The sequence below is a fragment of the Acinetobacter sp. LipI_15 genome, from assembly GCF_058242865.1.
The window spans coordinates 389,496-415,483 of the sequence record NZ_JBZAYN010000001.1 but is presented as its reverse complement, the minus strand read 5'-3'; the positions used below and the strand labels follow the sequence as shown (position 1 = coordinate 415,483).

The window sequence follows — 25,988 nt, the reverse complement described above, 5'->3', positions numbered from 1 at the left end:
TTTCACGTAATTTATGTTTTGATGACACTTATCTTTAAATTATTTTAATAAAGGTCACCATGCAGAATCCAACTTCAGCCGATATTCAACGTGTAGATGAATTCCTTCGCGATTTACAGGCACGGATTTGTGCCGCATTGGAACAGCAAGAACGTGCTGGTGGCGGAAGTGCCGAATTTGCGATCGATGACTGGGAACGCCCTGAAGGTGGTGGTGGTCGCTCACGTGTTCTTCAAAATGGAACTGTGATTGAAAAAGGCGGCGTGATGTTCTCGCACATCAATATTTCAAAATTACCCGCCTCTGCGACTGAACGCCATCCCGCTATTGCAGGTGCAAAAGCGCAAGCCATGGGCGTGTCGTTGGTAATTCACCCGAAAAACCCCAACGTCCCAACCTCACATGCCAATGTGCGTTTATTTGTCGCCGAAAAAGAAGGACAAGATCCGATTTGGTGGTTTGGCGGTGGTTTTGACCTCACTCCATTTTATCCAAATGATGAAGATGTCTTGTCTTGGCATCAAACTGCCCATGATCTTTGTGCCCCATTTAGCGATACACTCTATGATGAACATAAGAAATGGTGTGATGACTATTTCTATCTAAAACACCGTGATGAACAACGTGGTGTGGGTGGTTTATTCTTTGATGATCTCAACCAATGGGACTTTGAAACCTGTTTCAAATATATGCAGGCCGTGGGTAATGGTTATTTAGAGGCGATTTTACCGATCTTCCAAAGAAACCAAGACAAAGCCTATACCGAAGCACAACGAGACTTCCAACTATACCGTCGTGGTCGTTACGTTGAATATAACCTGGTCTATGACCGTGGTACCTTATTTGGCTTACAAACTGGTGGACGTATTGAGTCGATTTTAGTGAGTATGCCACCCTTGGCAGGCTGGTCGTATCGTCCTGAATGGGAAGAACATTCTGCCGAGAAAAGGCTCACCGACTTTTATTTAAAACCGCATGATTGGCTGAATACGCTGAAATAAAACCGATAAACATGTATTTGCCCCTGTCCGTCAGGGGCTTTTTATTGCCTGAGGATTAGAGTATTCATTTGTATGTAATATCTTGATGCATAAATAAATTTTTTAAGCATTTACTTTGTAATCAGATTGCTCAACAATGACACATCTTTTAAACAGCTTTATGCTATGTCATTGCACAATGTGTCAATAAACTCATGGCTGTAACTTTCTTGTACGGAGTACAACGCACATGACACATCAAACACTCAATAAAAAAGCAGTCAGTCTTACTGCCTTGGTGTTTTGGAGCTTTGCTGTTGTGCTGATCAGCGCTATCAGTACTAATATTTTTTCCGAAACGTCTTTGAATGATAATTTGGCCATTGGCTTCATGGTCGTTGCCCTCATTGGTCTAGTCATCAGTGCTGCGAGCATCTTGATTCAAAGCGTCTTAGATATTTGTAATCCTTAATTTTCCGCCTTTATTTCACGATTTTAAGACTGCCCGAACTTTAGCCATCTTCGGTTTTGGCGTATATTGTCTGCTCTTTCACATCTACATGGACGCTGTGCAATGAGCAAACAATTTGCCGTGATTGGCAACCCGATTGAACAATCACGCTCACCTGAACTTCATCATGCCTTCGCTGAAAAAACAGGCCTCGACATTCAGTACAGCAAACGACTTGCGCCACTCGATGGTTTTCAGCACAGTGTCGAATCCTTCTTTGCCGAAGGTGGCATCGGTATGAATGTCACTGTTCCATTTAAAGAACAAGCCTATGCACAATGTGCCGTGCTTACTGAACGTGCCAAAATTGCAGGTGCGGTCAATACACTTTGGATGCAAGATGGCACACTCCATGGCGATAATACCGATGGACAAGGCCTAGTTGATGCCATCCGTGCCTTAGATTGGAATTTAGAACAGAGCGATATATTGATCATTGGTGCAGGGGGTGCAACACGTGGCGTGATTTATCCGCTGGTACAAGCTGGGGCCAAAAAAATCGTGATTGCCAACCGGACTTTAGCGCGTGCTGAACAATTGGTCGCTGACTTAAAAACTGCTGTCCCCAATGCAGAACTTGCAGCCATTGCCCTCACCGACTTAGCAGGTCAATTTGATCTGGTGATTAATGCCACATCGGCCAGCTTAACGGGTGATCCGCTAATTTTGCCTGAAGCTTTACAATTCACGCACGCCTATGAAATGGCCTATGGCAAACCGTCGACGTTTTTGGATCAAGCCAAAGCACGCCATGTTCCGACCTCAGAAGGTTTTGGCATGTTGGTTGGTCAAGCGATTGAATCTTTTTCCATTTGGAATGGCATTAAACCTGATCTAAAAGACTTTCTATAATTCAAAATGATTTGCTCAATTCACTTTCTGAGCAGGCTAAACACCTAAAAAAAGAACCTCAATTGAGGTTCTTTTTTTGATCCAACTTAGTTCTTGTGTTTTTGTATCGCTTTATAGGTCTCATAATAAGCCGATTGGCTGAACAACTCTTCGTGTTCTGCTGCTAGGCCTTGCAATGACGCTTCTGATAATTTTCCTTTGATATCATCAGCAAAGGCTTGCGCATAGATTTTTGATGCTTTCACCAAATGCGCTTTTTCAGTTCCTTCCAGTTCATAACTGGCTAAAAAGTTTTGTTGATATAAATGTGCAAATATCGCCTGATCAGTCTTATAGGTTTTTTGCAACTGCTTCCATTCAACCTGAGCTTTGTACTCGCCAATTCCTGACTGTACATAATGGTTGACCGAAGAACCTAAGTCATCAAAGTCTTGATAGCGATGCAAAGCATGCTTATCACGTAATTGATTTAAACGCTTCAGCGCATTGCCTGTTGGTTCTTTTAAGCCATCAACAAATCGATATGCATAAACTTCTGCAATTTCATTCAAATCATTGGCTGAGTAATAACGCACATACTGAGCGCGATAGTTAGCAAATGCCACGACAAATGCCGCTTGATAGGCTTTCACTTCAGAGTGATGGCGTTTATAACTTTGCAAAGCCACTGTACTGAGATATTCAGGAAGTTCGATTTCTTCATTTGCAGCACGGACATCATCGACCGATGCAGTTTCTGCTTCAGCAAGCAGAGGATCATTACCCGTGATTGGCGCAAGTAAGCCTTTCAACATATTTTCAAAGAGTGAATCTTTACTGACTTCCTCAATGGATTTTGCCTGTTTCATGGCTTGACGATCAATTGGAGTCGCATTGCCATAATTCAAAATTTGGTTGCTACTTTTCAGCTTTAATTGACCTAAACGTGGCTCATTAAAGGCCAATTGATAGTCCATTACTTGGACGCGGCCTTTGTGATCTAAGCCTACATCCATCACGACATTCGAAGATGATTTATCCTGTGTATTCAGCACCTGCGCAATTTCAGCTTGATGCTTTTGCCATAATTGCTGAAATTGTTTTACATCGATAAGTTGTTCACTTTGATATTGCTGGAATACCGGCTTTAACTGCTCAACAGCGTCCGAAATCTCTGAATCTGTATTGGATGTGTCCGCATCAGAAGCCGATGGTACAGAATCTGCTTGCAGCGGTATCACCCGAACATCTTGATAATCCTGACACAGTGTGACTTTACCAATCGGCACCTGTTTGGTGTTCATCAAGGCCTGACAGACTTCCTCAGATAAATTCGCTGTTTCGTCATCTTCTTCGGAAGCCGCATAAGCTTCGGTTACTTCAGTATCCGAACTATAGGTTTCTTCGTCATCACCCGCGGTCGCCTCCGCATATGCACTTGCAGTATCGATCGCGTACTCAGCAGATTCAGCTGCAGAAGACGTTTGTTCTTCTTCCGTTTCATGTTGGTGATACATCAGGCCATGCATTTTCGCATTGAGCAGCTCATTCACACGTTCTACAGATGCATAAGCCGCATCATCGTCTTCATCCTCAACTGCTGCCGCTACTGCAGTCCCTCCCGCCGCTTCAGCCGCAGCTATCGCCTCTTCGGAAGCACTAAGATGCACAGCAGCGTCCACAGATTCATCTTGCTCAGCGTCACTATTGCGCTGACCTTTGATTTGCGTGGTGTAATAGTTGGCGTTCACAAAATCAAAAAGTTCAAGCTGGGTGTATAGCGCATCGAGATCACCCACATAGCGGATTTTTTTAGTCAGCCCTGCATTTTTTTCATCACGTGTTAAAGCAATATTTTGCACTTGATTCGGCTCTGCCAAGACATAAGGCAAAGCATTCATTTGTTTTAAATAGTCAGCAAATTTTTTCAAATCGTACTGAGCAATCGTCTCTTTATGTTTTGAAAAATCCACATAAGCCAAGCTGCTTTGGCTTTCACGATTTACCATAAACGGCATGAACGCAAAGTAGTTGGTATAAAATTTATGTTGATTAAAATCAATGATCATCGGCAACTGTGCATTGACCTGCAAAGTCGGTTTTTGATAACTCAGTTGTAAGGTTAAGGCGGCAAGTTTTTCTCTAAAATGTACTGAACCGCTATAGCTAAACTGTAAATCATTCAACACATTCAGCAGTGATTGTGCAATTTTAGATTGCGGAGAAACGCCATCCTCTTCATCGCTATAACGCGCTGATGGTGGGATCGATTCATTGGCAATGGCTTGATAGAGCTGTTTCTTTTCTTTTTGGCTAAACGGAATATTTTGGGTTTTAATCAACTGATCCAGTTGTTTTTTAAGTTTAGGATCCAGCTCTGGCTGTGTGCTTATCGCAGGTTTTGACTTGGTTTCAGGCTTTTTTTCATCGAACTGAATATCGGTCTGAATTGAAAATTGCCCTTTCATGTCATAACTGGCATTTTCAAACATTGCGTTTAAGCCTTGAGTGGCTTGTTGCCCGAGAGACTGATCCGTTGAATTGGTTTTTATGACATGTTGAGCACACCCAGTAATACTCAAACCCAGTAAACAAAGTGTTATATATTTTAATCGCATAATTGTACGAAAGACCTAAGTTCTTTATGATTTATTAAAAGAAAAAAATGATCAAAAGATCAACATCCAGTTTATCAGAAGTTTACTTTTCACATGTTGGTTAAATATTACAATTCGCCTTTCTGACATTTTTTAAGGGCGTATTCATCAATGTTTTTTGGATGAAATTATGAATAATCAAATCATCAATACAGATAATCCAAAAAAATTTAGATATTAGGATTAAGACTATGCCTGCATATAAAGCGCCTTTACACGATATTCGTTTCTTAATGAATGAAGTGCTCGATTACCCAGCACACTACAAAACTTTGTCTAATGGTGAAGCTGCTGATGCAGATACTGTCGACATGATTTTAGAAGGTGCAGCGGATTTTTGTGAAAACATCCTTTCACCTTTAAACCAAACGGGTGATGAAGAAGGCTGTCATTTTGAAAATGGTGATGTGAAAACACCAAAAGGGTTTAAAGAAGCCTATGACCAATTTGTACAGGGTGGCTGGCAAGGTCTGTCTTTCCCTGAAGAATTTGGCGGTCAAAACTTGCCACAGTCGTTGAATCTCATCAAATCTGAAATGATGGGTACAGCAAACTGGTCATTCCAAATGTATCCGGGTCTAAGCGTAGGTTGTATCAATACCATTCTACAATTTGGTTCAGAAGAACAGAAAAACCAATATTTACCGAACCTTGTTGCTGGAACTTGGTCAGGCACCATGTGCTTAACTGAACCTCAATGCGGTACCGACTTAGGTCAGGTAAAAACCAAAGCGGAACCTCAAGCTGACGGTAGCTATGCAATTTCTGGTACAAAAATCTTCATCTCTGCGGGTGAGCATGATTTAACAGATAACATCGTGCATATCGTACTTGCTCGTCTTCCAAATGCTCCTGCAGGTACTAAAGGGATTTCATTGTTCATCGTTCCAAAATTCCTTGTGAAAGCAGACGGTTCAGTGGGCGAACGCAACCCAGTGACTTGTGGTTCGATTGAACACAAAATGGGGATCCGTGCTTCGGCAACAGCTGTGCTGAACTTTGACAATGCCATTGGTTACTTGATCGGTGAAAAACACAAAGGCCTACATGCAATGTTCACCTTCATGAACACTGCACGTATTGGTACAGCAATTCAAGGTATTGCACATGCTGAATTGGCATTCCAAGGCGCACTTCCATACGCGAAAGAACGTATGTCTATGCGTGCACTTTCAGGTAAAAAAGATCCTGAAAAAGTAGCCGATGCGATTATTCACCATGCAGACGTACGTCGTATGCTTTTAACTCAAAAAGCGATCGCTGAAGGCGGCCGTTCAATGATTTACTATGCAGCTCAAATTGCGGACAAAATGACTGATGCTTTAACCCGCGGTGATACAGCAGCGTTTGAAGCACATGATGACCACTTAGGCTTCTACACCCCGATTCTCAAAGGTTTCTTAACCGAAATGGGTTATGAAGCTGCAAACCATGGTATGCAAGTATACGGCGGTCATGGTTATATTAAAGAATGGGGCATGGAACAAATTGTTCGTGACTCACGTATCTCTACTCTCTACGAAGGCACAACCGGTGTTCAAGCACTAGACTTGATTGGTCGTAAAGTTCTGTTGACCTCTAAAGGTAAAGTGATTCGTGACTACACAGCTGAAATCTTGAAGTTCTGTGGTCAACATGCACGTAACAAATACATGCGTCGTTTCGCGTGGGACTTAACGAAGCTTTGCGCACAGTGGAATGCATTAACGGTTCGTATCATGCTTGCAGCACGTAAAGACCGTGACATCGTATCTTCTGCTTCTGTCGATTTCTTAATGTTCTCTGGCTACGTGATGATGGCTTATTTCTGGGCACAACAAGCTGCCGTAGCTTCTGAAAAATTAGCAGAAGGCAATGGTGCAGAAGTTCCTGAGTTCTATAAAGCAAAAATCAAAGTGGCTGACTTCTACTTTGAACGTCTATTACCACGCTCACAAGGTCACGCTGAAGCAATGGTTAACCCATCGAAGACCATGACTTCTTTGGCTCCTGAACACTTTAGCTTTGACTACTAAGCTTTAAACCGAGTTAAATGACTCTATAAAAAGACCGCTTCGGCGGTCTTTTTGTCTTCTCTTTTAATTTTCATCTATAGCGATAATGAGCAGCATTCTTAATTTCTTCATGAGGTAATAACAATGTATAAAGATGAACTTTATATGGAGAAATATTGTTGTATTTTTCAAAATAATAATTTTATTTAATAAATATTAAATACTTAAAGTAAATTTCACTCGATGATTTTAGCTTTACATTTGTATCTCATACAACTTCATATCTTCTACATAGCCTCCCCCTATGATGACTTCATTGATTCATAAAGAGCGTAACCATGAAAAAATTGATGTCTTCATTAATGATTGGTCTAATTGCAATAACTGCGACAATGTCTGCAATGGCAGCGCCTGCATTCGATCATAAAAATCCGCCACCTGCTGCACACTTCGATAAAAAACCTGTACCGCCTAAAGCAACACATCACAAACCTGCTGGGCCGCAAATAGTGAAAAAAGAGCATCAACAAGCTCATGCAAAATTTGCCAAACAAAATCATAAGGCAGTAGCTTTTAAAGGCAATCAACACAAACCTGTTCCGCAGCATAAGTTACCGCCTATGCCACCGAAACATCGTTAAGCTAAATTAAAAAAAGACCGCTCATGCGGTCTTTTTTAATATTTACTTTGCTTTATCAGCAATAAATTCTTTAATCTCTATGGGTTTATCTTTTACCAACTCAACTGTGCCTTCATTCACACCATTAAAGTTCTTAAAGTGAATTGAAACACCTTGGTCGTTGGCAAGTCGTACACCACTTCCTGAAACTCCTCGTTTCAATTCATACACACGATCAGAATTATCAGTCAATTGTGCGGTTTCAAAATTATCTTTGGTTTTTAACTCAAGGCTTAGATCTTGTGGCCCTGTAAAGTGAATCACTTGCTCATCTTGAGCTACTGCAACATCGTTTGTTTGTGCAGTTGTGGCCGTTGCCTCTGTTGCAACATTTTGTTCTGATGGTGCTTTTTTATCGGTGCAACCCACCAAAGCTATAGTTAATAACGTCGCAGTTAAAATATATTTCATTTTCTGAAGTTCCTTTATGCCATGTAAATTCAATTATCAACTGAATAATTTCATACACATTCTGCAAATTACATTCGAAATATGAAAAATTACTTGTGGCTCAAATTTTAAAACAAGTTTGACATAGCTTTCATTACAGGAATTCTTCCAATACTGAATTTAAAAAGATATGTCCCTGCTCGGTACAAGACAAACGTGTTGGATCACTGACCATCAATTTACGTTCACGTAATGAGTTCAATAACTCGGCAATCGGCTCTAAACTTTCCCCTGTACGCTCGCTATATAGCTTGGCTTCCACCCCATGATTTAAACGAAGTGCATTCATCATAAATTCAAAAGGCATGTCGGCTGCTTCGATGCGTTTAAACTGAAGATGTTCAGCAGGTACTTTGGCTAAATAGTCTTTCGGCAATCGGGTTTTTTGGAAACGATACACCCCGTCTGGCATGGTCACTTTACCATGTGCGCCTGCGCCAATCGCCAAATAATCGCCAAACTGCCAATAATTTAAATTATGTGCCGACGGCTGTTCTTTACGCCATGCCGATACTTCATAATTGATAAAGCCTTGCGCTGTTAAATAGGCTTCGCCCTGTTCTTGAATATCTTCAAGCACATCATCGACAGGTAAAATTGGTTTTGTGCGGAAGAAAACCGTATTGGGTTCAATGGTCAACTGATACCACGACACATGCGTTGCGCCATTTTCAACAGCCAATTTCAAATCCCAAAGCGCTTGCTCAATGGTTTGTTCAGGCAGGCCATGCATTAAATCAACATTCACTCGCTCAAAGCCTGCTTCTCGCGCATGCTGAATGGCTTGAATCGCATCATCATTGGAATGAATACGACCCAGTTTTTGTAAATGCTCTGGATTAAAACTTTGTACACCAATTGAAAGTCGGTTAATGCCTGCGTCTAAATAACCCGCAAAAGGATCGTGCTCAACCGTGCCCGGATTGGCTTCTAAGGTAATTTCACAGTCCGCTTCAAATGGCACTAACGCTTTGAGTTGAGCAAATAACCATTGATAGCCTTTGGATGAAATGAGCGATGGTGTACCCCCACCAATAAATACACTATGAATCAAGCGACCCTGAGCAAAATCGACTTGCGTTTTAAAGTCTTCAACCAACGCCTGTAAATATTCTTGTTCTAAGTCTAAAGACAATTCACCATTCGGCACCGCATGCGAATTAAAGTCACAGTATGGACATTTGCGCACACACCACGGCATGTGAATGTATAAAGATAACGGAACAACTGCAGGATTTAATTCAGCCAAGGAAAATGCTCAAAAGGAACAAAAGAAGTAAGCGCATTTTAACATGACTGCATCAGAGCGCTTATGAAAACTCATCCACAATACAGTAGACTAATAAAATTAAAGAAGAATTAGATGATTAGAAGATGAAAATAAGCAGCCATTTATTGTACTTACTGCCGCTCGCGATGGGTGTTGGTATCGCCATGACCATTCAGACAGCGATCAACAGCCAATTGCGTGAATATTTATATTCACCGCTGCAAGCTGCCCTTTTTTCTTTTTTGGTTGGTACAATAGTCCTCGCCTTTATGGTGTTTTTTCAATCGGTCGAAAAACCGGACTTTGCAAGTTTTGCTCAAATCCCTTGGTATTTATGGCTGGGGGGATGTTTGGGTGTTTATGCCATCAGTATCAGTATTTATACCGCACCGAAACTGGGTTTTTTATCCCTCTCCGGTCTGATTATTTTTGGACAGATCTTAATGTCGATGGTATTTGACCATTTTGGCTTGCTCGGCACTGAAAAAACCCCGATTAACTGGCAACGCTTATTGGGTGGCGTGGTGATTTTTATTGGTGTGCTTCTCACTTTCCAACGCTAAGACCTCATTCCTAAGCACCTCACAAGAAATGAGTACATTCTGTGTCTACTGTCACGGCTGTAACAAGCAGCAAGTATGAATTAAAACAACTGTTTCATTTAATGATCCCGATATTGATCACGCAGTTTGCGCAAGCGGGATTTGGTCTCATTGATACCATCATGGCTGGACACATGTCCGCCAATGACCTTGCAGCCATTGCGGTCGGGGTCGGCTTATGGATACCAGTCATGCTGCTGTTCAGCGGCATTATGATTGCCACCACCCCATTGGTGGCCGAAGCCAATGGTGCACGCACACCTGAGAAAATTGCCACCATTGCCCGTCAGTCCTTATGGGTCGCATTATTTTTAGGGATCATTGCTGCATTAGTCTTACAAGCTATGCCGCTGCTTTTACCGTTATTGGGTGTCCCTGAAGTATTACTTCCGAAGGCGAGCTTATTCTTACACGCCATTAGTTTAGGTATGCCTGCTGTCACCATGTACGCAGCTTTACGTGGTTACTCAGAAGCATTGGGGCATCCACGTCCAGTCACTGTGCTGAGTCTGCTGGCCTTATTGGTGTTAATTCCACTGAACTTTATTTTTATGTATGGTTTAGGCCCAGTCCCTGAACTGGGTTCTGCTGGATGTGGATTTGCCACCGCGATTTTGCAATGGTTAATGTTCTTTGCTTTGGCGATATACGTTTTCAAAGGATCGGCATATCAAAAAACCCAACCTTTCGCTGCTTTTGAAAAAATGAACAGTGAATGGATCAAACGTATTTTAAAACTCGGCTTTCCTATTGGCTTAGCCATTTTCTTTGAAGTCAGTATTTTTAGTACAGCCGCTATTGTTTTGAGTCCTTTAGGCGAAGTCACCATTGCCGCGCATCAAGTCGCCATTTCGATTACCTCGCAATTGTTTATGATTCCCATGTCACTAGCGATTGCGCTGACCATTCGGGTCGGTACCTATTATGGGGAGAAGAACTGGCTAGCGATGCGAAAAGTCCAAAAAGTCGGTATGTTGACAGGGACGGTATTTGCCCTGATTACCATGTTGCTGCTTTGGCTTTTACGTAATGAAATTGTGTCACTGTATACCAATGACTATGATGTGACTCAGCTTGCAGTATATTTGGTCTTGTTCGCTATTGCCTATCAATTAATGGATGCATGGCAAGTCAGTGCCGCAGGGTGCTTACGCGGTATGCAAGACACCAAAGGACCGATGTGGATCACTATGATCGCGTATTGGATCATTGCCTTCCCTGTCGGGATCTATCTTGCACGCTTCACTACGACTGGTGCTGCAGGCGTTTGGATTGGCCTGATTGTGGGTCTGACTGTCGCATGTATACTGCTACTTACACGTTTATTTATGATGAATAAACGTTTAGCACATGCGGGATAAGCCCTAAAAAATCATCTAAAAAGTTACTTAAAAAAGACGGCTAGGCTATGCAGCAGATTAATGCAAATTAACACGCTGCATAGCAACGCCATAAATAAAAAGCACGAAGAAGAGGAAAATAAACATGTCCCATGTATTTCGCTCGATGAGTCTCTGTCTGAGCTTAGGCTTTTCCATGTCACTACAAGCTGAACAAACGATCAACCGACATGAATTTCCTTTATATTACGCACCCATCAAAGTTCAATCACAACCTGAATTTGATTACATCAATCAAGCACTTTGGACAGCCTTTCGCTTTTATCATGAACAACAAGCAGACTCATATACCGCACGTTTAAAATTAAGTTGTCAGCAATCTGGTATGGCGTATACCTATCAGGACTTCATCAAGGCCAATCAAAAGTTTGCCTCTGCGGATGATCAGGATTTTATCGTGACGCAAAACCTTATCACCTTGAATGAAAATTTACACCATAATCAATGCAGCAAATATCTCAGTCCACATTTAGAACTGGAAAAAACTGAAGCAACTGATGTTACGGAGTAACATCAGTTGCTTCAGTTTGATTCAAAAAAGAACGATACACGAAAATGTCATCTGCAATTGTTTGAGACAGGACTAGTTCTAATCAAAAGTGTTTTTGCGATACTTTAAATATTTAGACGCTAGCGAACGAGTTTTGTCGGTGAGGTGCATTGCACCGCAAGATGGTTTCCTTGCTAAGCACGCTTCTCATTTTGCCGAATGAGAAACAACGTTTCGTAAGAGTACCTCCAGCTGAAGGCTAATCCCTTTATTCAATCCCTGGATGAAAGACTCTACCGAATAGAATTGAAAATCTTTTTTTAAATGCGTAAATACTTTTACAGGCATAACATCAGTGAAGCAAGCAAAGCACCAAAACCAACTAATTAAGCGCCTCGATGGCATTTTTTAAACCTTGTGGCACTTGGCTGTCGTCCTCTACGTCTTTCACGATCGCCTGCCCGACAATCACATCTGTCCCATTAAAACTCATGGTCGGTGATCCATACAATTCATAGCCTTCATTTAAAGCTTTGGTCACACGGGCACAGAAATTGACATCATCTTTACCGGTTAAATAGCGATACACTTTCATCGTTCAGTTCTCTTCTAGCGACGCGATATTTTAAACCATTCAGCACGTGGCTTAAATTTGCCTGAATTATTTTCAGTATTTACATTTTTGCCCATCATTTTATCAATAGAAATAAAGTCTTAACAATTTAAAGTAGGCAGTTTGTGTTTTGTCGCCTATGATCGGTATTAGATAATAAATGATGATCTTGAGGAACATCACATGGCAAAAACGGCTAGCACACCGGGTCGTCGCTTTATGAAACTTGCCAGTATGACGGCAAGCATTGCTACTAAAACCGTTTCCAATTCCATCCGCAATATCACTGCCGATGAAGAACAGAAAAATGCATCTCGCAGTAAACTTTTTCAGGACATCGGTCTGCAAATTGCAGACACTTTGGGTGAAATGAAAGGTGCGGTGATGAAAGTCGGACAAATTGCCTCGCAGTACAAAGACATTTTTCCACCTGAAGTCGCAAAGGCCATCAGTAAATTACAACGCCAAGCGCCAGCCATGCCCTTTGCTGAAATTAAGGCTCAAGTAGAACAAGAACTCGGCAAACCCCTCGCGCAAATTTTTAAAAGTTTTGAAGAACAACCTTTTGCCGCTGCATCCATTGGGCAGGTGCATAAAGCCGTGTTACCTAATGGTCAGCAGGTGGTGGTGAAAGTGCAATATCCGGGTGTCGAAGAAGCCTGTGAAAGTGACTTAAAACAAGTTCGCCTTGCACTTCGTCTGATGGGCGTATTAAAAATTGATCGGAAGTTACAAGACAAGCTATTTCGTGAAATTCAGGACAGTTTGGACAACGAACTGAACTATGAAATTGAAGCGCAAAACTTAGATGTGGCCCGTGCTTTTCATAGTGCGCTGGATGACAAAATCATTATTCCACAGGTCTATAAAGATTATTCTTCACGTCATATTTTGACTCTAAGTCTAGAGCTTGGCGACAGTATAGAAACTGCCAGTACGTGGTCACAAGAAACCCGAAATGCCTTGGGAAGACGCTTATTCCGTGCTATAGGCCGTGAAATTTTCTTCCTTAAACGTTTCCACTGTGACCCGCATCCGGGCAACTTCGCCTTTCGTGAAGATGGTTCAGTCATCGTATATGACTACGGCGGTGTGAAAACCCTATCTCCTGAAATCGTGTCGCACTTTAAGCAATTGATCAATGCTGCACGCAAGCACGATATTCCACTGATGGAACAGCAACTCGATGCCCTACATTCCCTCAATGAACTCGGTAAATTCCCTACAGAGTTGTATGAGCAATGGCTTGAAGTACTGATGCGTCCGCTGACCACACAATACGACTTTGCTGAAAATTCAGCGCACCATGACGGGGTAGAATTAATTAAGCCATCTCTTAAATACTGGGATGTGTTTAAACCGTCGCCAGACACCCTGATGGTGAACCGGACTGTTTCAGGGCATTATTGGAATTTGATTCATTTGAAAGTGAATGACACTCTCAATGATCTCTTTGATGAATTGGTCCCACCTAGCGCTTAATTGAACATGACGCGCTGATTGCCTGATGAATTTCGGGCAATATTTGCATTTTATATTGTTATGTTATAACATTTCTTTAATCAATAAATTTAAGGAACAGAAGAATGCGTGCCAACATCCATCCCGAATACCGTGAAGTGCTCTTTCATGACACCAATGCCAATGCCTTTTTTGTGATTGGTAGTACCTTAAGCACCAATCAAACCAAAGAGTTTGAAGGCAAAACTTATCCCTATGTGACACTCGATATTTCAAGTGCATCACATCCTTTTTATACAGGTGAACAACGTCAAGTGAATAACGAAGGACGTATTGCGAACTTTAATAAACGCTTTGCGCGTTTCAAACGCTCACAATAAGTTCAGTTTCGATTAAGTTTTTGCTTTTAAAATTAAAGCATTGAAGAAGTTCAGGGTTCCCCTCCTCCAGCCTGAGCTTCTTTTTTTATGTCTGAAATTTTGTGGTTTTCAAGCGTTGTTTTAAACATCTATTTTTAAAATCGACTGAAATAAGTAATATCCCAGCCCCAATACGATGACACCAATTACCACACTAGAAATGGCATAACTGAATGCCAGCCCACTTTGCCCTTGTCTGAGCAGTTGAAAGGTTTCTAAGCCGAAACTGGAAAAGGTGGTAAAGCCACCTAAGATCCCGACCATAAGCAATAAGCGTGCTTCATTTTGTAGAACGGGATATTTTTGGCTAAATGCAAAGAACACACCTGCACAAAAGCAACCTAAAATATTCACCCACCATGTAGCCCATGGAAAGAGTACTGTTGGCTTGGCCAATAACAGTCCTGCTGCATAGCGAAGTGTTGCTCCAATTGCGCCGCCACATGCGACCAAAAGCCAGTTCATAGTTATCCTACTTCAACATCATTGGTATCTACAATTTAGGCAACAGACTGCCTAAGGTCGCCCTTCAATATACACGCATTTAATTTACGCAAATAGTGTTAAATGTTTGGGCCAAAGCTTGCTATAGTCTGCAACACTTTGCGGTATTTTTTATTGAAAGAGGACATTATGGCTCAGGAATTATTAGATCAACTTCAAGCAGGGACTGCGAAATTTTCAGATGTGATTGCATTTATTGAAGCGCGTTATAACCACACACCAACTGCTTTTACCAATGGCAAACAAGCCAATGCAGCGACTGAAAACCAAGGCAGTGCCAAAGTATTTTCTTTTGCCCAATTGAATGGTCTAAACCAAGCTGAAACCTTAAGTCTTTTTGCTGAACATTATGCTGCTGTTTTGGCGACACCAGACGCAACTGACCACCAAAACATTCGCCAATTTATGCAAAATGGTTGGGAAGGTATTCAATTTGACGGTCAAGCGCTCAGCGCGAAATAATGCCTAGGCAGAAGTTCTAAATCAGTTCGTCTGCAATAAAAAAGCCAGTAAAATACTGGCTTTTTTATTGTTGATCATCAGTTCAAATCAAGACACTCGTACTCTACAAGTCCATTCAGCCATCGCGGTTTTTTCCCAAGCTCGTGCATGCTTCAAATGTAGTAATTCTTCACCCGCAGTCGTTGCGGTAAAACGATAAGTTTTTTGACCACCGGCACCAAGCACTGGTGTCGCATCTGCAGCAGCAGCTTGTTGTTGTTGAGCTGATTGAAACACTTCTTCAACTTTAAAAAGTTTCGGTTGCTCAGCCAAAGACCATACATAACCAGTACTTGGATTTTCGTTTAACAGTACTTCTAAAGTTTGTCCACGATCCATCTCAAGCAAGGTCGGACAACTTTGCTGTTCAGTAAATACATGGGTTTTCCCATCTACAGTTGAACTCATACTGGTACATCCACCAAGCGCCAAACCACTCGCCAACATTAGACTCAAAATAAGCTGTTTCTTTATCGTCATTTTCATCATCAAATTATTTTACCTTGAATCTAATGCACACCGATTTCAATACGATCTCGATGTAATCGAAGTTTAGCCTTTGACTTTTTCAATCCACTGAATCGAACTTACACGAAAAACTTCACAAGCCCCATCACCCGTATCTGTTGGGGTCAAAGATGAAGTCCAAACCAAATCTTTGTCTTTCACCTCAACCAAATCCCCTTTTAAACGCACAAGATCGCCACGTTTTACTTGAGTAATTTGTTTAGCAATTTGCGGGTTTGCAGGAATGATGTGCATATTCGACACCATCATCATGGCTTGCTTTTGCGGTACAGGAACACGATCCATTTTCCAATTTAAGAAACGGTCATATTGATTGACTGAAATCGTCCGAGCAATTTCTGGCTCTGCAAATAAGCCCCAACTGACTGCATAATCGATCGGAGAAAATTTTGCTTGTTCATCTGTTTGATAGGTTTTAGAACCTAAAATTCGGAAATCACCTTTAAATTCTTTCAAGGTAGAAATCGACTGGCCTTTGGCAGCAGGTGCTAAGCCTTTGGCAATATTATAATCTGAAGACGCTTGGACACCGACATTCAATAAAAAGCCTGCAAGCACAGTACTTAATGCAATTCGCTTGATCATCGCGTTATCCTCTTACCCTGTAATACTTCACATTACTCAATTTTAATTCTGCAATTGAGCCGACTTCATCTATTCATAATGCCCCAACCTGAACATGAGCTTAAAATCGCGTAGGTTGAGCCTGATGAATGTCGTTTTCACTAGTTGTAACTCTATATTACGCACACAGTCTGCATAAACCTTATGAACTTGGTAACAAAATGCTGTTATTCAGTCAATTGGCCCATATCCACGCCCTACCACATGATTTAAAATTAAAAAGACATGATTTACACTTTAAAAAAAGCCAACAACAATACCCGCTATGATTTATAAATTTTATCAACAACACATTTTTCCGCATCTTTTAAATCAAGTCATGCAAGTACCGAGCCTGATGGATAAACGACGCGAACTCCTGTTAGCCGTGTCTGGTGAAGTACTCGAAATTGGCTTTGGTACAGGTTTGAATTTAGCCTTTTATCAAAATGTCGATACGGTTTTTGCCCTTGAGCCCAATCCTGATATTTTTCATTTAGCTGCTGAACGTGTACATGCGGCGCCGTTTGAGGTACAGCATATTTTAGCCGGTGCTGAAAAATTACCCTTTGCAGATGAAAGTCTAGATCATGTCGTGAGTACATGGACCTTATGCAGCATTGCCGATATTGAAACTGCGCTTGAAGAAATCTACCGTGTCCTTAAACCAACAGGGACATTTCATTTAGTGGAACATGTACAACACAATGAAAATCGGAAAATTAAGCAATTACAGCATCTACTCACGCCCATTCAAAAGAAAGTCGCGGATGGCTGTCATCTGGATCGTCATATGCAAAAGTTGCTTGAAGATGCCCAGTTTGAATGTTTTGAAACGCAGTATTTTGATGCAGAAGGCATTCCAAAAATTGGTCAGCGCATGTTGCTCGCCCGCGCACGGAAGTTGAGTTAAAGCGTCCAAGGCCATGTTTAAGCAAAATCAAATCTAGATAAAAGTACCTAGTCTTTGATTAATCGAATGGCATTAATTTTTAGGATATGACAGGGCTTTTTATTCAACACATTATAGGTGTTATACGACTTCCCTGTTTTGATGGAATGTACATCCACCCATGCACCCAAAATCTCCACACGATCCCCTGATTTTAAACGACGAATACGATTTGCAACGTCTTCGGATTGAGCAATCACACTGACATTTTGCAATTCAGACTTGAGCTGTTCAACTTGTGTCGAGGGTACATTTTTCGCTTGTACGTTAAAACAGCGGTTCTGCTGCGACCATTCAAGATGATATTTTAAAGACTGGAAATCATTTGCGCCTGAACCCAGTAGCAAATCAATATTGCTGACATACACCAAGTCTTGAAAGCCACCCACCACGGTCGGTGCGGCCGGATGTAATGTACGACTACTGGCACTGTAGTAGCGTTTATCCAACAGCAAATATTCACCGGAAAATGCCTGAGTCGCTGTGACCTGAAAATTTTTCAGCACACCAGTCTGCTCTAAATGTGGAATGGCACGAAAATATTCAGACCATATCCACAGCATGAGCGCAAAAACGGCTGCAGTCGCTAAGAGTTTTTCCATGTGGATATTCTGTCCTTATTACTTTTCGACGGTTCTGAGGCTGAGTCACGCGAGCTTAAATATGCTCAAAATCAATTCGGATGGTTTCAAAACGTACTCGCCCTTCGGCAATGGCTTGAGCAATCGCTTGTTGCCCTTTGGTCAAACGTGCGCCACCACTTTTAATATCAATCAGCACCACTTCGATGTCTTCAGCGAGTCCATCACCATCACGAAAGTCGGTATAGCCATCAAAAACCACATAATCGATCGGGTCACCGAGAAACTTTGCATCGCTAGGTAAATACTGAAATTCAGGCATGATCGGCGCCATTTGTTCGGCCATTTTGCCTTTTAAAACAGCACGACTGGTATTTACACTGCGTTTTTGTGCATGGGCCAAGGCCTGCTGATGTTCCAATTCTAGTTCTGCAATATATTGCTCGTATTCTGCCTTTATCCTTCCATTGCGACTGCCACTTAAAATTAAGGTGGTCAGTACAATCCCAATACACGCGCCAATGAGCATGGCCATCCAGACAGACATTTAAAATTCCTAATCTTTTTAATATATTACAGCGAAACCTATAGAAAAAACTTAGACTTTGGTTCTTTGTCATATTCCCCGCATTAAACAATGATATGCTAGGGATGAGCAGAATAAAATCTATTTAGGTCGATGAAAACGATATTAATTGCCAATCAAAAAGGTGGTTGTGGCAAAACCATCACAGCAATCAGTTTAGCCTCTGCACTTGCGCAAAAAGGTTATAAAGTGGCCTTGGCAGATGCTGACAATCAAAAGTCTGCACGTCAATGGCTCAAACAGCGCCCAGAGACTGCCGCCCCAATTCAGAGCCTAGATTGGCGTCATGAAAAGTCGATTGGTGATGTGCCAAAAGGGATTGAATATCTGATTATCGATGCACCGGGTGCGTTATCGGGTGAACATGCAGATCAGTTGGTCAGTGAAGCTCATGCCATCATTACCCCGCTACAACCGTCTTTCTTCGACATCGACTCGACCCGTCGTTTTTTAAAGCATTTGCAAGAAATTAAACGGATTCGTAAAGGTAAAGTCCAAATCCTATTGCTAGCCAATCGTGTCAAACCCAATTCTGCTCATTCCAAAGAAATTCAAGATTTTTTCAATAAAGTTGAACAACAGCCCGTTGCTTGGATTTCTGAACGTACCGCTTATGGTCAACTTGCCATGCAAGGTCTTTCGGTTTTTGATAAAACGCAAAAATTGTACATCGGTATGCAACAACAATGGCAACCTGTGCTCAATGCCATTATTGAAGACGAAGCCGAGTGGTTTTAACCCATCATTCCACATTTTGCTGATATAAAGGCCAATCTTGCAAGGATCTAGCCTGAAAGATATTCACCATAAGTTAACAAGCTCTCGTTTTCGGGAGCTTTTTTTTCGGTTAAGATTGAACACAACATGATGAAAAAATCAGAGCACGCATTGCCAACGTTCGCACCTACATTACAAAAAGTCTTATTGTTCGGATTATTTTTTATCCTGATTTTTTTGAGCTTTAGCGTACTCAAATACTTTATTGTGCCCGTTGTTTGGGCAGCGATTATTGCTTATATGACTTGGCCACTGTATCAATCGGTGCATCGTTTTTGTGGCAATCGTGCAAATCTAAGTGCGGCGCTGATGATCTTACTGGTGGTGCTCGTGGTGGGTCTGCCGGTGATTTTTGCGATCTTCTTGCTACAACATGAAGGCCGTAACTTGTATTTTGAATTACAAAAGCAAGTTTTCTCTGGTCATGTCAATGTGCCTGATTTTATTCGCCAACTGCCGTTTATTGGTAAAGAAGTCAGTCGTACCCTACATGAGCTGAACAATGACCCAAACAGTATTATTCAATCAGTACAAATTTGGATTCAGGGGCATTTGAACTACGGTAAAGTTTTGGTCGGCGAAGTCAGTAAAAATATCTTTAAGCTATGTTTTGCCGTGATGTCTTTATTTTTCTTCTATCGTGATGGTCAAACTATTTTAAGTCAGGTCAGTAAAGCCCTCGAAATGGTGATCGGGCCACGTATTCATCATTATCTTGCCACTATTTCGGATACCACACGTGCCGTCGTGTATGGCATCGGTCTTACCGCCATTGCCCAAGCTTTACTTGCCGGTCTCAGCTATTTTGTCGCCGATGTGCCTAACCCGATGTTATTAACCATCATTACCTTCATGTTGGCACTGATTCCGTTTGGCCCACCGATTTCATATACTGCTGTGTCGTTGTGGTTATTTTCACAAGGTCAAACCATTGAAGCTATTGGCGTCATGGCTTGGGGTGTTTGTGTGGTGAGTACAGCCGATAACGTGATTCGTCCTTTAGTGATTTCAGGGGCAACCCAGATTCCATTCTTATTAATCATGTTTGGTGTTTTGGGTGGGATCGCCAGTTTCGGTCTTGTTGGTTTATTTATCGGGCCAGTGATCTTAGCTGTATTGTTAGCCATTTGGCGTGAATGGTTGCATGAAACCCAAATTGAAGCCGTCATGATGCCCAAAGCAACATTGGCACATGACTTAGACAATATGGATGATAAGCCTGAACAACCTTAATTCAGGCTTGAATTCATTAAACAAATATTACAATCAAATACTTAAATTATCTGTCATCCTGTATCCGCATCTGTTTCAATGGTTGAAATTCCATAAAAACAGACAGGATGCCAAACATGTCTTCACTATTTAAATTCGGTGCGCTTGCTGCGGTCAGTGCCCTGATGTTTACAGGCTGTGCGAGTACCTCGACTTCAACAGGTCTGAATGCAAAAACCGTGACGGTCAATGCCGTGACTGCTCAAGGTATTGGTCAAAGCATCGGTCAAATTAACTTGGTTGATAGCCCTGCTGGCTTGGTTATTCATACCAATTTAACCCAGCTTCCTCCGGGTCCACACGGTTTTCATATTCATGAAAAAGGCTCTTGTGCCCCAGCTGAAAAAGATGGAAAAGCGGGTGCTGCTCTTGCTGCAGGTGGTCACTTTAACCCTAAAGCTGCACCTAACCACGGTACGCCGCTAACAGGTCACTTGGGTGACTTACCGATCCTTCAAGTTCAAACGGATGGTACAGCAAAAGTGAATTTAATTGCACCACGCTTGAAATTGGCGGATGTACAAGGCTTAGCCATCATGGTCCATGCTGGTGGTGATAATTACTCTGACGACCCTAAACCTCTAGGCGGTGGCGGTGACCGTATTGCCTGTGGTGTGATTCAATAATCAACCTTACACATAGATTTGAATAAGCGGACTTTAAGTCCGCTTTTCTATTGAATAAAAATTGACAGTTCACAGAAAAAAGCTCAGTCTAATTTACAAAATCATTCGAATACTTCATAACTCTGTGAACACGCGACTCTCTTGGTTTCAACAGTTTCAATCCAGTGCAATCATTATGTATTGCCTGCAAATTTGTATTGTTTTGAGTGGCACCACGCTCGGATTATATTTTCTCGGTTTTCATAGTTTTATTGTGCCCGTCACCTTAGGTGCGATTGCCACTGCACTCACCGACTTTGATGACCGACTCAGCATCCGACTGCGTAATTTGCTCTATGTCTGCGTACTCTTCTTTAGTGTCAGTAGTATTTTAGATTTTCTCTATCCCTATAAGCTGCTGTTTATCTTGTATCTTTCACTGTCCAGTGCAGGATTTATTTTATTGGGGGCTTTGGGCCAACGCTATGCCACGATATCTTTTGGCACGATTTTACTGTCGATTTATACCATGTTTGGCTTGGGTGAATATGACACCTGGTATTTTCAACCTAGCTGCTTTGTTCTAGGGACCTTATGGTATGGCCTGACCTCGATTCTCTTTTACCTGATTAAACCTACCCTACCTGTACAGGACAATCTTTCGCGTTGTTTTTTACAAATCGCCGAAGTACTGAATGCAAAAGCACGCTTATTTGACCCAGATAATGTCAACAATGTGGAACATTTACTGTATGAATTATCACTCAAAAACAGTGATGTCATCCCAAGTTTAAACACGACCAAAGCTTCTTTACTCACCCGTTTAAAAGCCTCAAGAGCAAATAAAAACACCATCTACTGGCTGAATTTATATTTCTTGGCACAAGATATTCACGAACAGGCCAGTGCGAATTATTTACACTACGAACAAATTCATCAAAATTTTAGCCGTACCGATTTAATTTTTCGTTTTCAAAAAAATATTCGATTACAGGCGCAGGCTTGCCAACAGTTGGCCTACTGTATTTTGCATCGGCAGCCCTATCAGCCTGATCCCATTACTGCGCAAGCACTGGCACATTTGCATGCCTCTTTGCAGGAGTGGATGGCCAATAATCCGCAAAATATAGAAGTGAAAAATCTACAGCTGATCTTGAGTAATTTGGACAGTGTGCAAGAACGTTTTTCGCATGTGCAGGATTTAGATAATTTACAGCAACAGGCCTATCAGCAGCATATCGACAACCTCAATTTACTCGACGACGACATTCACGGCTGGCATGATTTATGGCTCAAACTGAAACAGCATTTGAGTCCTGAGTCTGCCTTATTTCGCCATGCCGTTCGCATCGCCTTTGTCTTTGCTATGGGCTATGCCATTTCCCTCTTGCCGTTTGCCAAAAATGGCTACTGGATTTTATTGACCAGTTTATTTGTCTGTCAGATGCGTTATTTTGCGACCAAAAGTCGTTTAAAAATGCGGACATTGGGAACCATATTAGGGGTCTTACTTGGCATTCCTATTTTGTATTTTGTGCCGAGTGTCGAAGGTCAATTGCTACTGACGATTATTTTTGGCGTGTGCTTTTTCTATCTGAGTGCCAAAAAATATGCCATGGCGACCCTCATGGCAACCTTAATGGTCTTGCTGATTTTTAATTTGAAAGGCGCAGGTTATGCGGTCATTTTACCGCGTATCGTTGATACCCTACTCGGCTGTTTTATTGCATGGTTCGCAGTCAATGTCATCTGGCCAGATTGGGACTTTCGCAATATTTCCAAGACCATTCAAAAAAGCTCTGCTGCGACCCTGCATTATTTTGATGCCGTGGTTGAGCAATATCTCCATGGGAAAACCAATAGCATTGCTTATCGGCGTGCCCGTCGTTCAGCCCATAATGCTCAGACTGAACTGTCGAGCATGATTTCAAGTTTAAGTACCGAGCCTGAACCCAACCAAACTTTGATTCAACATGCTTTTCGCTATTTGGTTTATAGCCATAGTCAGCTCAGTTATATTTCTGCACTGGGGAGCCACCGTGAACAGGTACAAGACCAACAAGTCCTTGAACTGCTGCAATGGTGTCAAAGCACATTGGACGACGTCTTAATTCAGCAAAAACCGCTTAACTCTGAGAAAATTCAGCAAAAACTTTCCGAAATTCAAACACTCAGCACTGAAGAAATGCGGTCTAATCACCTGCAACTGGTGCTCAAGCAGATCAGTTTATTATTAGAAACATTAGCCGAACTGATTCAGCTTCGAACACAGCTGATTCAGGCGGAAATTAAATAAAATCATTCGAGACTCATGATGAAAATGCTTAGTTTAGGTTTTAGGCGCCTCATATTACCCACGATTGTGGCGACCTCATGTTTAGCTGCATCTTCTGTATTTGCAGCACCGACAGCACAAGATTTGAAGCGTATTTTGGAATGTCAGGCCGATTACGACACTTATCATGACACTTTGCTCGATTATGAAAAGGTTCTAGGGCAATTGGGTTGGAAACGCCATGATGACCCACATCAACCGTTTATTTATATCTATAAAAATAAGCAGGCTGTAGAGTTTTTTGGCATGCCGACCCAAGAAATTGGCCTGTCTTCCAATGCAGTATTCGCAATCTATCGCCAAGCCGATGTGAAAAAACTTGCCCAAAAGTATGGCATTGAGCAGCATCCAATGTTTGCCAATATGCCGTTTTTCCGTGGTGAAAAAATCCTACGTACGGAAGCTGAAACGGATGATCTGCATGCGATCAATCACAAACTAAGCCTGTCTGAAATGACCGGAAAAAGCCCGATGATTTTATTCGGCTGTAACTATGAATTTGATCAGGGTTCAATTGAGGATGCCTTAGCGGATCTAGAAAATTAATCCGAGCAGACGACTCAGAATTAACCTTAAAAACATCAACTTAGATTCAATATGCGGATCAATTATTTCAACGGGAATGCTTCGTTCCTGCAGTGCTTTCAGGTAGACTCAAGGCTGAAATCACTTTGAATTTAGACTTCGCATGAATATCAAGACCTTACGCTTTGTGGGCCTACTCGAAGGCATCTCCTTTTTATTATTGTTGTTCATTGCTATGCCAATGAAGTACCTGATGGATAATCCAATATTGGTCAAATACGTCGGTATGGGACATGGCGTCTTGTTTATTGCCTTCTTGGTGGTGCTATTTGTGGTCTGTGAAAAGAAAAAATGGTCGCTTAGCGTATTTCTAATGGGCTTAATTGCATCGATTTTGCCTTTTGGCCCGTTTATTTTCGATCGCAAATTAAAAAATGCAGAACAACCTGCAACATAAAATTAAGACGGTATAGAGCAAATAAAAAAGCCCAATGTTGTTCTACACAGCATTGGGCTTTTTCTATGATGGCATGAACTCGAATTTAAAATTCACCCATCAATTTACGCTGTCGCATAATATCTCGCACCACCAAGCGTGGTAGGCTGAACCACAAGATAATGAGGGTAAATCCTGCCAAACTATAGGCCCAAAGGCCAAAGTTTTCATACAGCACGCGCACGATTTCGATCACGGCAAAGAACGTCAGCATCATGATCACAGACACTGCCGCAGCCACTGTGCCCTTCGACATTTCAGACGACATTAAGGCAAATCGATAGAGCACAGAAAAGCTAATCCCTTCACCAAAACTGACCAAACTCATACCAAGAATGAGCAATGTCAGAAAATAACTTTCAGTCATCGTCCCAATCACCACGAGGCTCGTTCCGAGTAACATCAGCGGTAGCCCGATCATCACAGACTGACCTAGAGGCAGTTTGTCGATGATTTTAATCAGGACAATATTACCGAGGATCAGACCGCCCAAAACAGGAAACTGTGCCATGCCGTATTGCATGCTACTCAGTCCTAGCTGCTCCACCAATATGACCGGAGATAGCGCAATCCATAGCATCAGTGGCATAGCTACCATCGGTAGGCCCAATGTCAACGCCAAAAAGCGTTTGTTTTTTAGCACCTGTTTAAAGTCATCAATGATATAGCCCACCGGTTGCTTTGGAATGCTGATGTGCTGTGTCGGCATCTTGGCTTTTAAACCAAACCAACTCAAAAAAGATAGAAATGCAATTCCTATAAAGCCCCAATGCCATGACACGTGATCAATCATAAAGGCACCGAGGACGGGTCCGATCAGTGGCGCCAGTAGTGAAATATTCGCCATGATCGCCATGACTTTGATGGCATCTCGCTCTTCAAAAGTTTCCTGTACAGCAGCATAGCCCACAGCAGAAATAACCGATAAACCAAAACCTTGTAAAAAACGCAAAGTTAAAAAGCTTTCGACATTATGCGTGAGCAATATCGCTAAACAGCATAAGCTAAAGAACGCTACACCACCCAATAGGACTTTTTTACGGCCTAATCGGTCTGACAATGGCCCTAATATTGCAGCGACACAAGCACCTCCCAATAAGTAAAATGACATCGACGAGGGTGCCCATGCACTACTCACGCCAAACTCTTGGGTAATCGCAAGCATGGCGGGTTGGACTAAGTCGTTTCCGATATAGACAGAAAATTCAAATAAAACCAGTGCCAAGGGAAACATTAAGGTGGCACGACTTAATTTTGTGGTTTGTACGTTTTGCATTGTTATCTACATATCAAATATGTGCTGTCGAGCTTGAAATGACGAATAGGGAGAGACACTTCTGCCCAATGACGAGCACTGTAATATTA

The 25,988-nt window shown here is 41.9% G+C and carries 28 protein-coding genes; 18 read left to right on the top strand and 10 right to left on the bottom strand.

Going from position 1 to position 25,988, the window contains the following annotated elements; translation table 11 throughout:
* Positions 1–59 precede the first annotated feature (59 nt).
* From hemF to aroE, 3 genes are all read left to right on the top strand, one after another.
* Positions 60–1,001 (top strand): oxygen-dependent coproporphyrinogen oxidase, encoded by a 942-nt coding sequence (hemF, locus tag AC4CU0_RS01955; RefSeq protein ID WP_490742348.1) that lies wholly within the window; start codon positions 60–62, stop codon positions 999–1,001.
* Positions 1,002–1,230: 229 nt separating this feature from the next.
* Positions 1,231–1,452 carry a hypothetical protein gene (locus tag AC4CU0_RS01950; RefSeq protein ID WP_078189308.1) on the top strand — a complete coding sequence of 74 codons (222 nt, stop codon included), beginning with the start codon at positions 1,231–1,233 and terminating at the stop codon, positions 1,450–1,452.
* A gap of 102 nt (positions 1,453–1,554) precedes the next feature.
* A complete protein-coding gene (gene aroE / locus AC4CU0_RS01945) occupies positions 1,555–2,343 on the top strand; it encodes a shikimate dehydrogenase (RefSeq protein ID WP_490742347.1) in 789 nt (262 codons plus the stop codon).
* 86 nt (positions 2,344–2,429) lie between these two features.
* On the opposite strand, the gene AC4CU0_RS01940 is transcribed toward aroE, so the two are convergent.
* On the bottom strand, positions 2,430–4,940 hold the full coding sequence (locus AC4CU0_RS01940; protein WP_490742346.1) for a hypothetical protein: 2,511 nt from the start codon (positions 4,938–4,940) through the stop codon (positions 2,430–2,432).
* A 230-nt stretch (positions 4,941–5,170) separates the two neighbouring features.
* Between AC4CU0_RS01940 and AC4CU0_RS01935 the strand changes: the two genes are divergently transcribed.
* Together AC4CU0_RS01935 and AC4CU0_RS01930 are read left to right on the top strand one after the other, a co-directional pair.
* A complete protein-coding gene (locus AC4CU0_RS01935; protein WP_078192481.1) occupies positions 5,171–6,994 on the top strand; it encodes an acyl-CoA dehydrogenase C-terminal domain-containing protein in 1,824 nt (607 codons plus the stop codon).
* Between the two features lie 317 nt (positions 6,995–7,311).
* A complete protein-coding gene (locus tag AC4CU0_RS01930; protein ID WP_490742345.1) occupies positions 7,312–7,614 on the top strand; it encodes a hypothetical protein in 303 nt (100 codons plus the stop codon).
* A 42-nt stretch (positions 7,615–7,656) separates the two neighbouring features.
* Here the strand turns inward: AC4CU0_RS01930 and AC4CU0_RS01925 are convergent, their stop codons facing one another.
* Both AC4CU0_RS01925 and hemW read right to left on the bottom strand, forming a co-directional pair.
* A complete protein-coding gene (locus AC4CU0_RS01925) occupies positions 7,657–8,064 on the bottom strand; it encodes a hypothetical protein (RefSeq protein WP_111884191.1) in 408 nt (135 codons plus the stop codon).
* A gap of 133 nt (positions 8,065–8,197) precedes the next feature.
* Entirely contained in the window at positions 8,198–9,352 is a 1,155-nt protein-coding gene (hemW, locus tag AC4CU0_RS01920; protein ID WP_490742344.1) for a radical SAM family heme chaperone HemW, read from the bottom strand.
* A 125-nt stretch (positions 9,353–9,477) separates the two neighbouring features.
* On the opposite strand from hemW, the gene AC4CU0_RS01915 reads away from it, so the two are divergent.
* The 3 genes from AC4CU0_RS01915 (at position 9,478) to AC4CU0_RS01905 (ending at position 11,886) form a co-directional block, all read left to right on the top strand.
* On the top strand, positions 9,478–9,936 hold the full coding sequence (locus AC4CU0_RS01915) for a DMT family transporter (protein WP_180093033.1): 459 nt from the start codon (positions 9,478–9,480) through the stop codon (positions 9,934–9,936).
* Positions 9,937–9,977: 41 nt separating this feature from the next.
* Positions 9,978–11,336, top strand: coding sequence for an MATE family efflux transporter (locus AC4CU0_RS01910; RefSeq protein WP_490742343.1), 1,359 nt, complete (start codon positions 9,978–9,980; stop codon positions 11,334–11,336).
* A 124-nt stretch (positions 11,337–11,460) separates the two neighbouring features.
* The gene (locus tag AC4CU0_RS01905; protein ID WP_490742342.1) at positions 11,461–11,886 is read left to right on the top strand and encodes a hypothetical protein; all 426 of its coding nucleotides are present in this window, start codon (positions 11,461–11,463) and stop codon (positions 11,884–11,886) included.
* A gap of 361 nt (positions 11,887–12,247) precedes the next feature.
* Here AC4CU0_RS01905 and AC4CU0_RS01900 read toward each other — a convergent pair whose 3' ends face one another.
* Entirely contained in the window at positions 12,248–12,460 is a 213-nt protein-coding gene (locus AC4CU0_RS01900) for a DUF1737 domain-containing protein (protein ID WP_078189319.1), read from the bottom strand.
* A gap of 201 nt (positions 12,461–12,661) precedes the next feature.
* On the opposite strand from AC4CU0_RS01900, the gene AC4CU0_RS01895 reads away from it, so the two are divergent.
* Both AC4CU0_RS01895 and AC4CU0_RS01890 read left to right on the top strand, forming a co-directional pair.
* The gene (locus AC4CU0_RS01895) at positions 12,662–13,960 is read left to right on the top strand and encodes an ABC1 kinase family protein (protein WP_490742341.1); all 1,299 of its coding nucleotides are present in this window, start codon (positions 12,662–12,664) and stop codon (positions 13,958–13,960) included.
* A gap of 104 nt (positions 13,961–14,064) precedes the next feature.
* The gene (locus tag AC4CU0_RS01890) at positions 14,065–14,319 is read left to right on the top strand and encodes a type B 50S ribosomal protein L31 (RefSeq protein ID WP_078189321.1); all 255 of its coding nucleotides are present in this window, start codon (positions 14,065–14,067) and stop codon (positions 14,317–14,319) included.
* Between the two features lie 120 nt (positions 14,320–14,439).
* On the opposite strand, the gene crcB is transcribed toward AC4CU0_RS01890, so the two are convergent.
* Positions 14,440–14,823 carry a fluoride efflux transporter CrcB gene (gene crcB / locus AC4CU0_RS01885; protein WP_078189322.1) on the bottom strand — a complete coding sequence of 128 codons (384 nt, stop codon included), beginning with the start codon at positions 14,821–14,823 and terminating at the stop codon, positions 14,440–14,442.
* 168 nt (positions 14,824–14,991) lie between these two features.
* Between crcB and AC4CU0_RS01880 the strand changes: the two genes are divergently transcribed.
* Positions 14,992–15,324 carry a HopJ type III effector protein gene (locus AC4CU0_RS01880; protein ID WP_078192490.1) on the top strand — a complete coding sequence of 111 codons (333 nt, stop codon included), beginning with the start codon at positions 14,992–14,994 and terminating at the stop codon, positions 15,322–15,324.
* An 87-nt stretch (positions 15,325–15,411) separates the two neighbouring features.
* On the opposite strand, the gene AC4CU0_RS01875 is transcribed toward AC4CU0_RS01880, so the two are convergent.
* Positions 15,412–15,843, bottom strand: a complete 432-nt coding sequence (locus AC4CU0_RS01875; protein WP_490742340.1) for a protease inhibitor I42 family protein — start codon at positions 15,841–15,843, stop codon at positions 15,412–15,414.
* Positions 15,844–15,915: 72 nt separating this feature from the next.
* The gene (locus tag AC4CU0_RS01870; protein WP_078189325.1) at positions 15,916–16,476 is read right to left on the bottom strand and encodes a hypothetical protein; all 561 of its coding nucleotides are present in this window, start codon (positions 16,474–16,476) and stop codon (positions 15,916–15,918) included.
* 304 nt (positions 16,477–16,780) lie between these two features.
* Here AC4CU0_RS01870 and AC4CU0_RS01865 point away from each other — a divergent pair, with 304 nt between their 5' ends.
* Positions 16,781–17,407, top strand: a complete 627-nt coding sequence (locus tag AC4CU0_RS01865) for a class I SAM-dependent methyltransferase (protein WP_168378146.1) — start codon at positions 16,781–16,783, stop codon at positions 17,405–17,407.
* Positions 17,408–17,454: 47 nt separating this feature from the next.
* Here the strand turns inward: AC4CU0_RS01865 and AC4CU0_RS01860 are convergent, their stop codons facing one another.
* Entirely contained in the window at positions 17,455–18,048 is a 594-nt protein-coding gene (locus tag AC4CU0_RS01860; protein WP_490742339.1) for a hypothetical protein, read from the bottom strand.
* A gap of 55 nt (positions 18,049–18,103) precedes the next feature.
* Positions 18,104–18,574: a Holliday junction resolvase-like protein gene (locus AC4CU0_RS01855; RefSeq protein ID WP_078192492.1), complete on the bottom strand. Its 471-nt coding sequence runs from the start codon at positions 18,572–18,574 to the stop codon at positions 18,104–18,106.
* 132 nt (positions 18,575–18,706) lie between these two features.
* Here AC4CU0_RS01855 and AC4CU0_RS01850 point away from each other — a divergent pair, with 132 nt between their 5' ends.
* The 6 genes from AC4CU0_RS01850 (at position 18,707) to AC4CU0_RS01825 (ending at position 24,584) form a co-directional block, all read left to right on the top strand.
* Positions 18,707–19,351, top strand: coding sequence for a ParA family protein (locus AC4CU0_RS01850; protein WP_490742338.1), 645 nt, complete (start codon positions 18,707–18,709; stop codon positions 19,349–19,351).
* A 150-nt stretch (positions 19,352–19,501) separates the two neighbouring features.
* Entirely contained in the window at positions 19,502–20,623 is a 1,122-nt protein-coding gene (locus AC4CU0_RS01845; RefSeq protein ID WP_490743447.1) for an AI-2E family transporter, read from the top strand.
* A gap of 116 nt (positions 20,624–20,739) precedes the next feature.
* Entirely contained in the window at positions 20,740–21,288 is a 549-nt protein-coding gene (gene sodC, locus AC4CU0_RS01840; RefSeq protein WP_490742337.1) for a superoxide dismutase [Cu-Zn] SodC, read from the top strand.
* A gap of 124 nt (positions 21,289–21,412) precedes the next feature.
* Complete coding sequence (gene yccS / locus AC4CU0_RS01835; protein WP_490742336.1) at positions 21,413–23,563, top strand: YccS family putative transporter; 2,151 nt, start codon at positions 21,413–21,415, stop codon at positions 23,561–23,563.
* Positions 23,564–23,578: 15 nt separating this feature from the next.
* Entirely contained in the window at positions 23,579–24,148 is a 570-nt protein-coding gene (locus AC4CU0_RS01830) for a hypothetical protein (protein ID WP_490742335.1), read from the top strand.
* Positions 24,149–24,290: 142 nt separating this feature from the next.
* Complete coding sequence (locus AC4CU0_RS01825) at positions 24,291–24,584, top strand: DUF3817 domain-containing protein (RefSeq protein ID WP_490742334.1); 294 nt, start codon at positions 24,291–24,293, stop codon at positions 24,582–24,584.
* Between the two features lie 85 nt (positions 24,585–24,669).
* Here AC4CU0_RS01825 and craA read toward each other — a convergent pair whose 3' ends face one another.
* On the bottom strand, positions 24,670–25,899 hold the full coding sequence (craA, locus tag AC4CU0_RS01820) for a chloramphenicol efflux MFS transporter CraA (RefSeq protein WP_490742333.1): 1,230 nt from the start codon (positions 25,897–25,899) through the stop codon (positions 24,670–24,672).
* Between the last annotated feature and the right edge of the window lie 89 nt (positions 25,900–25,988).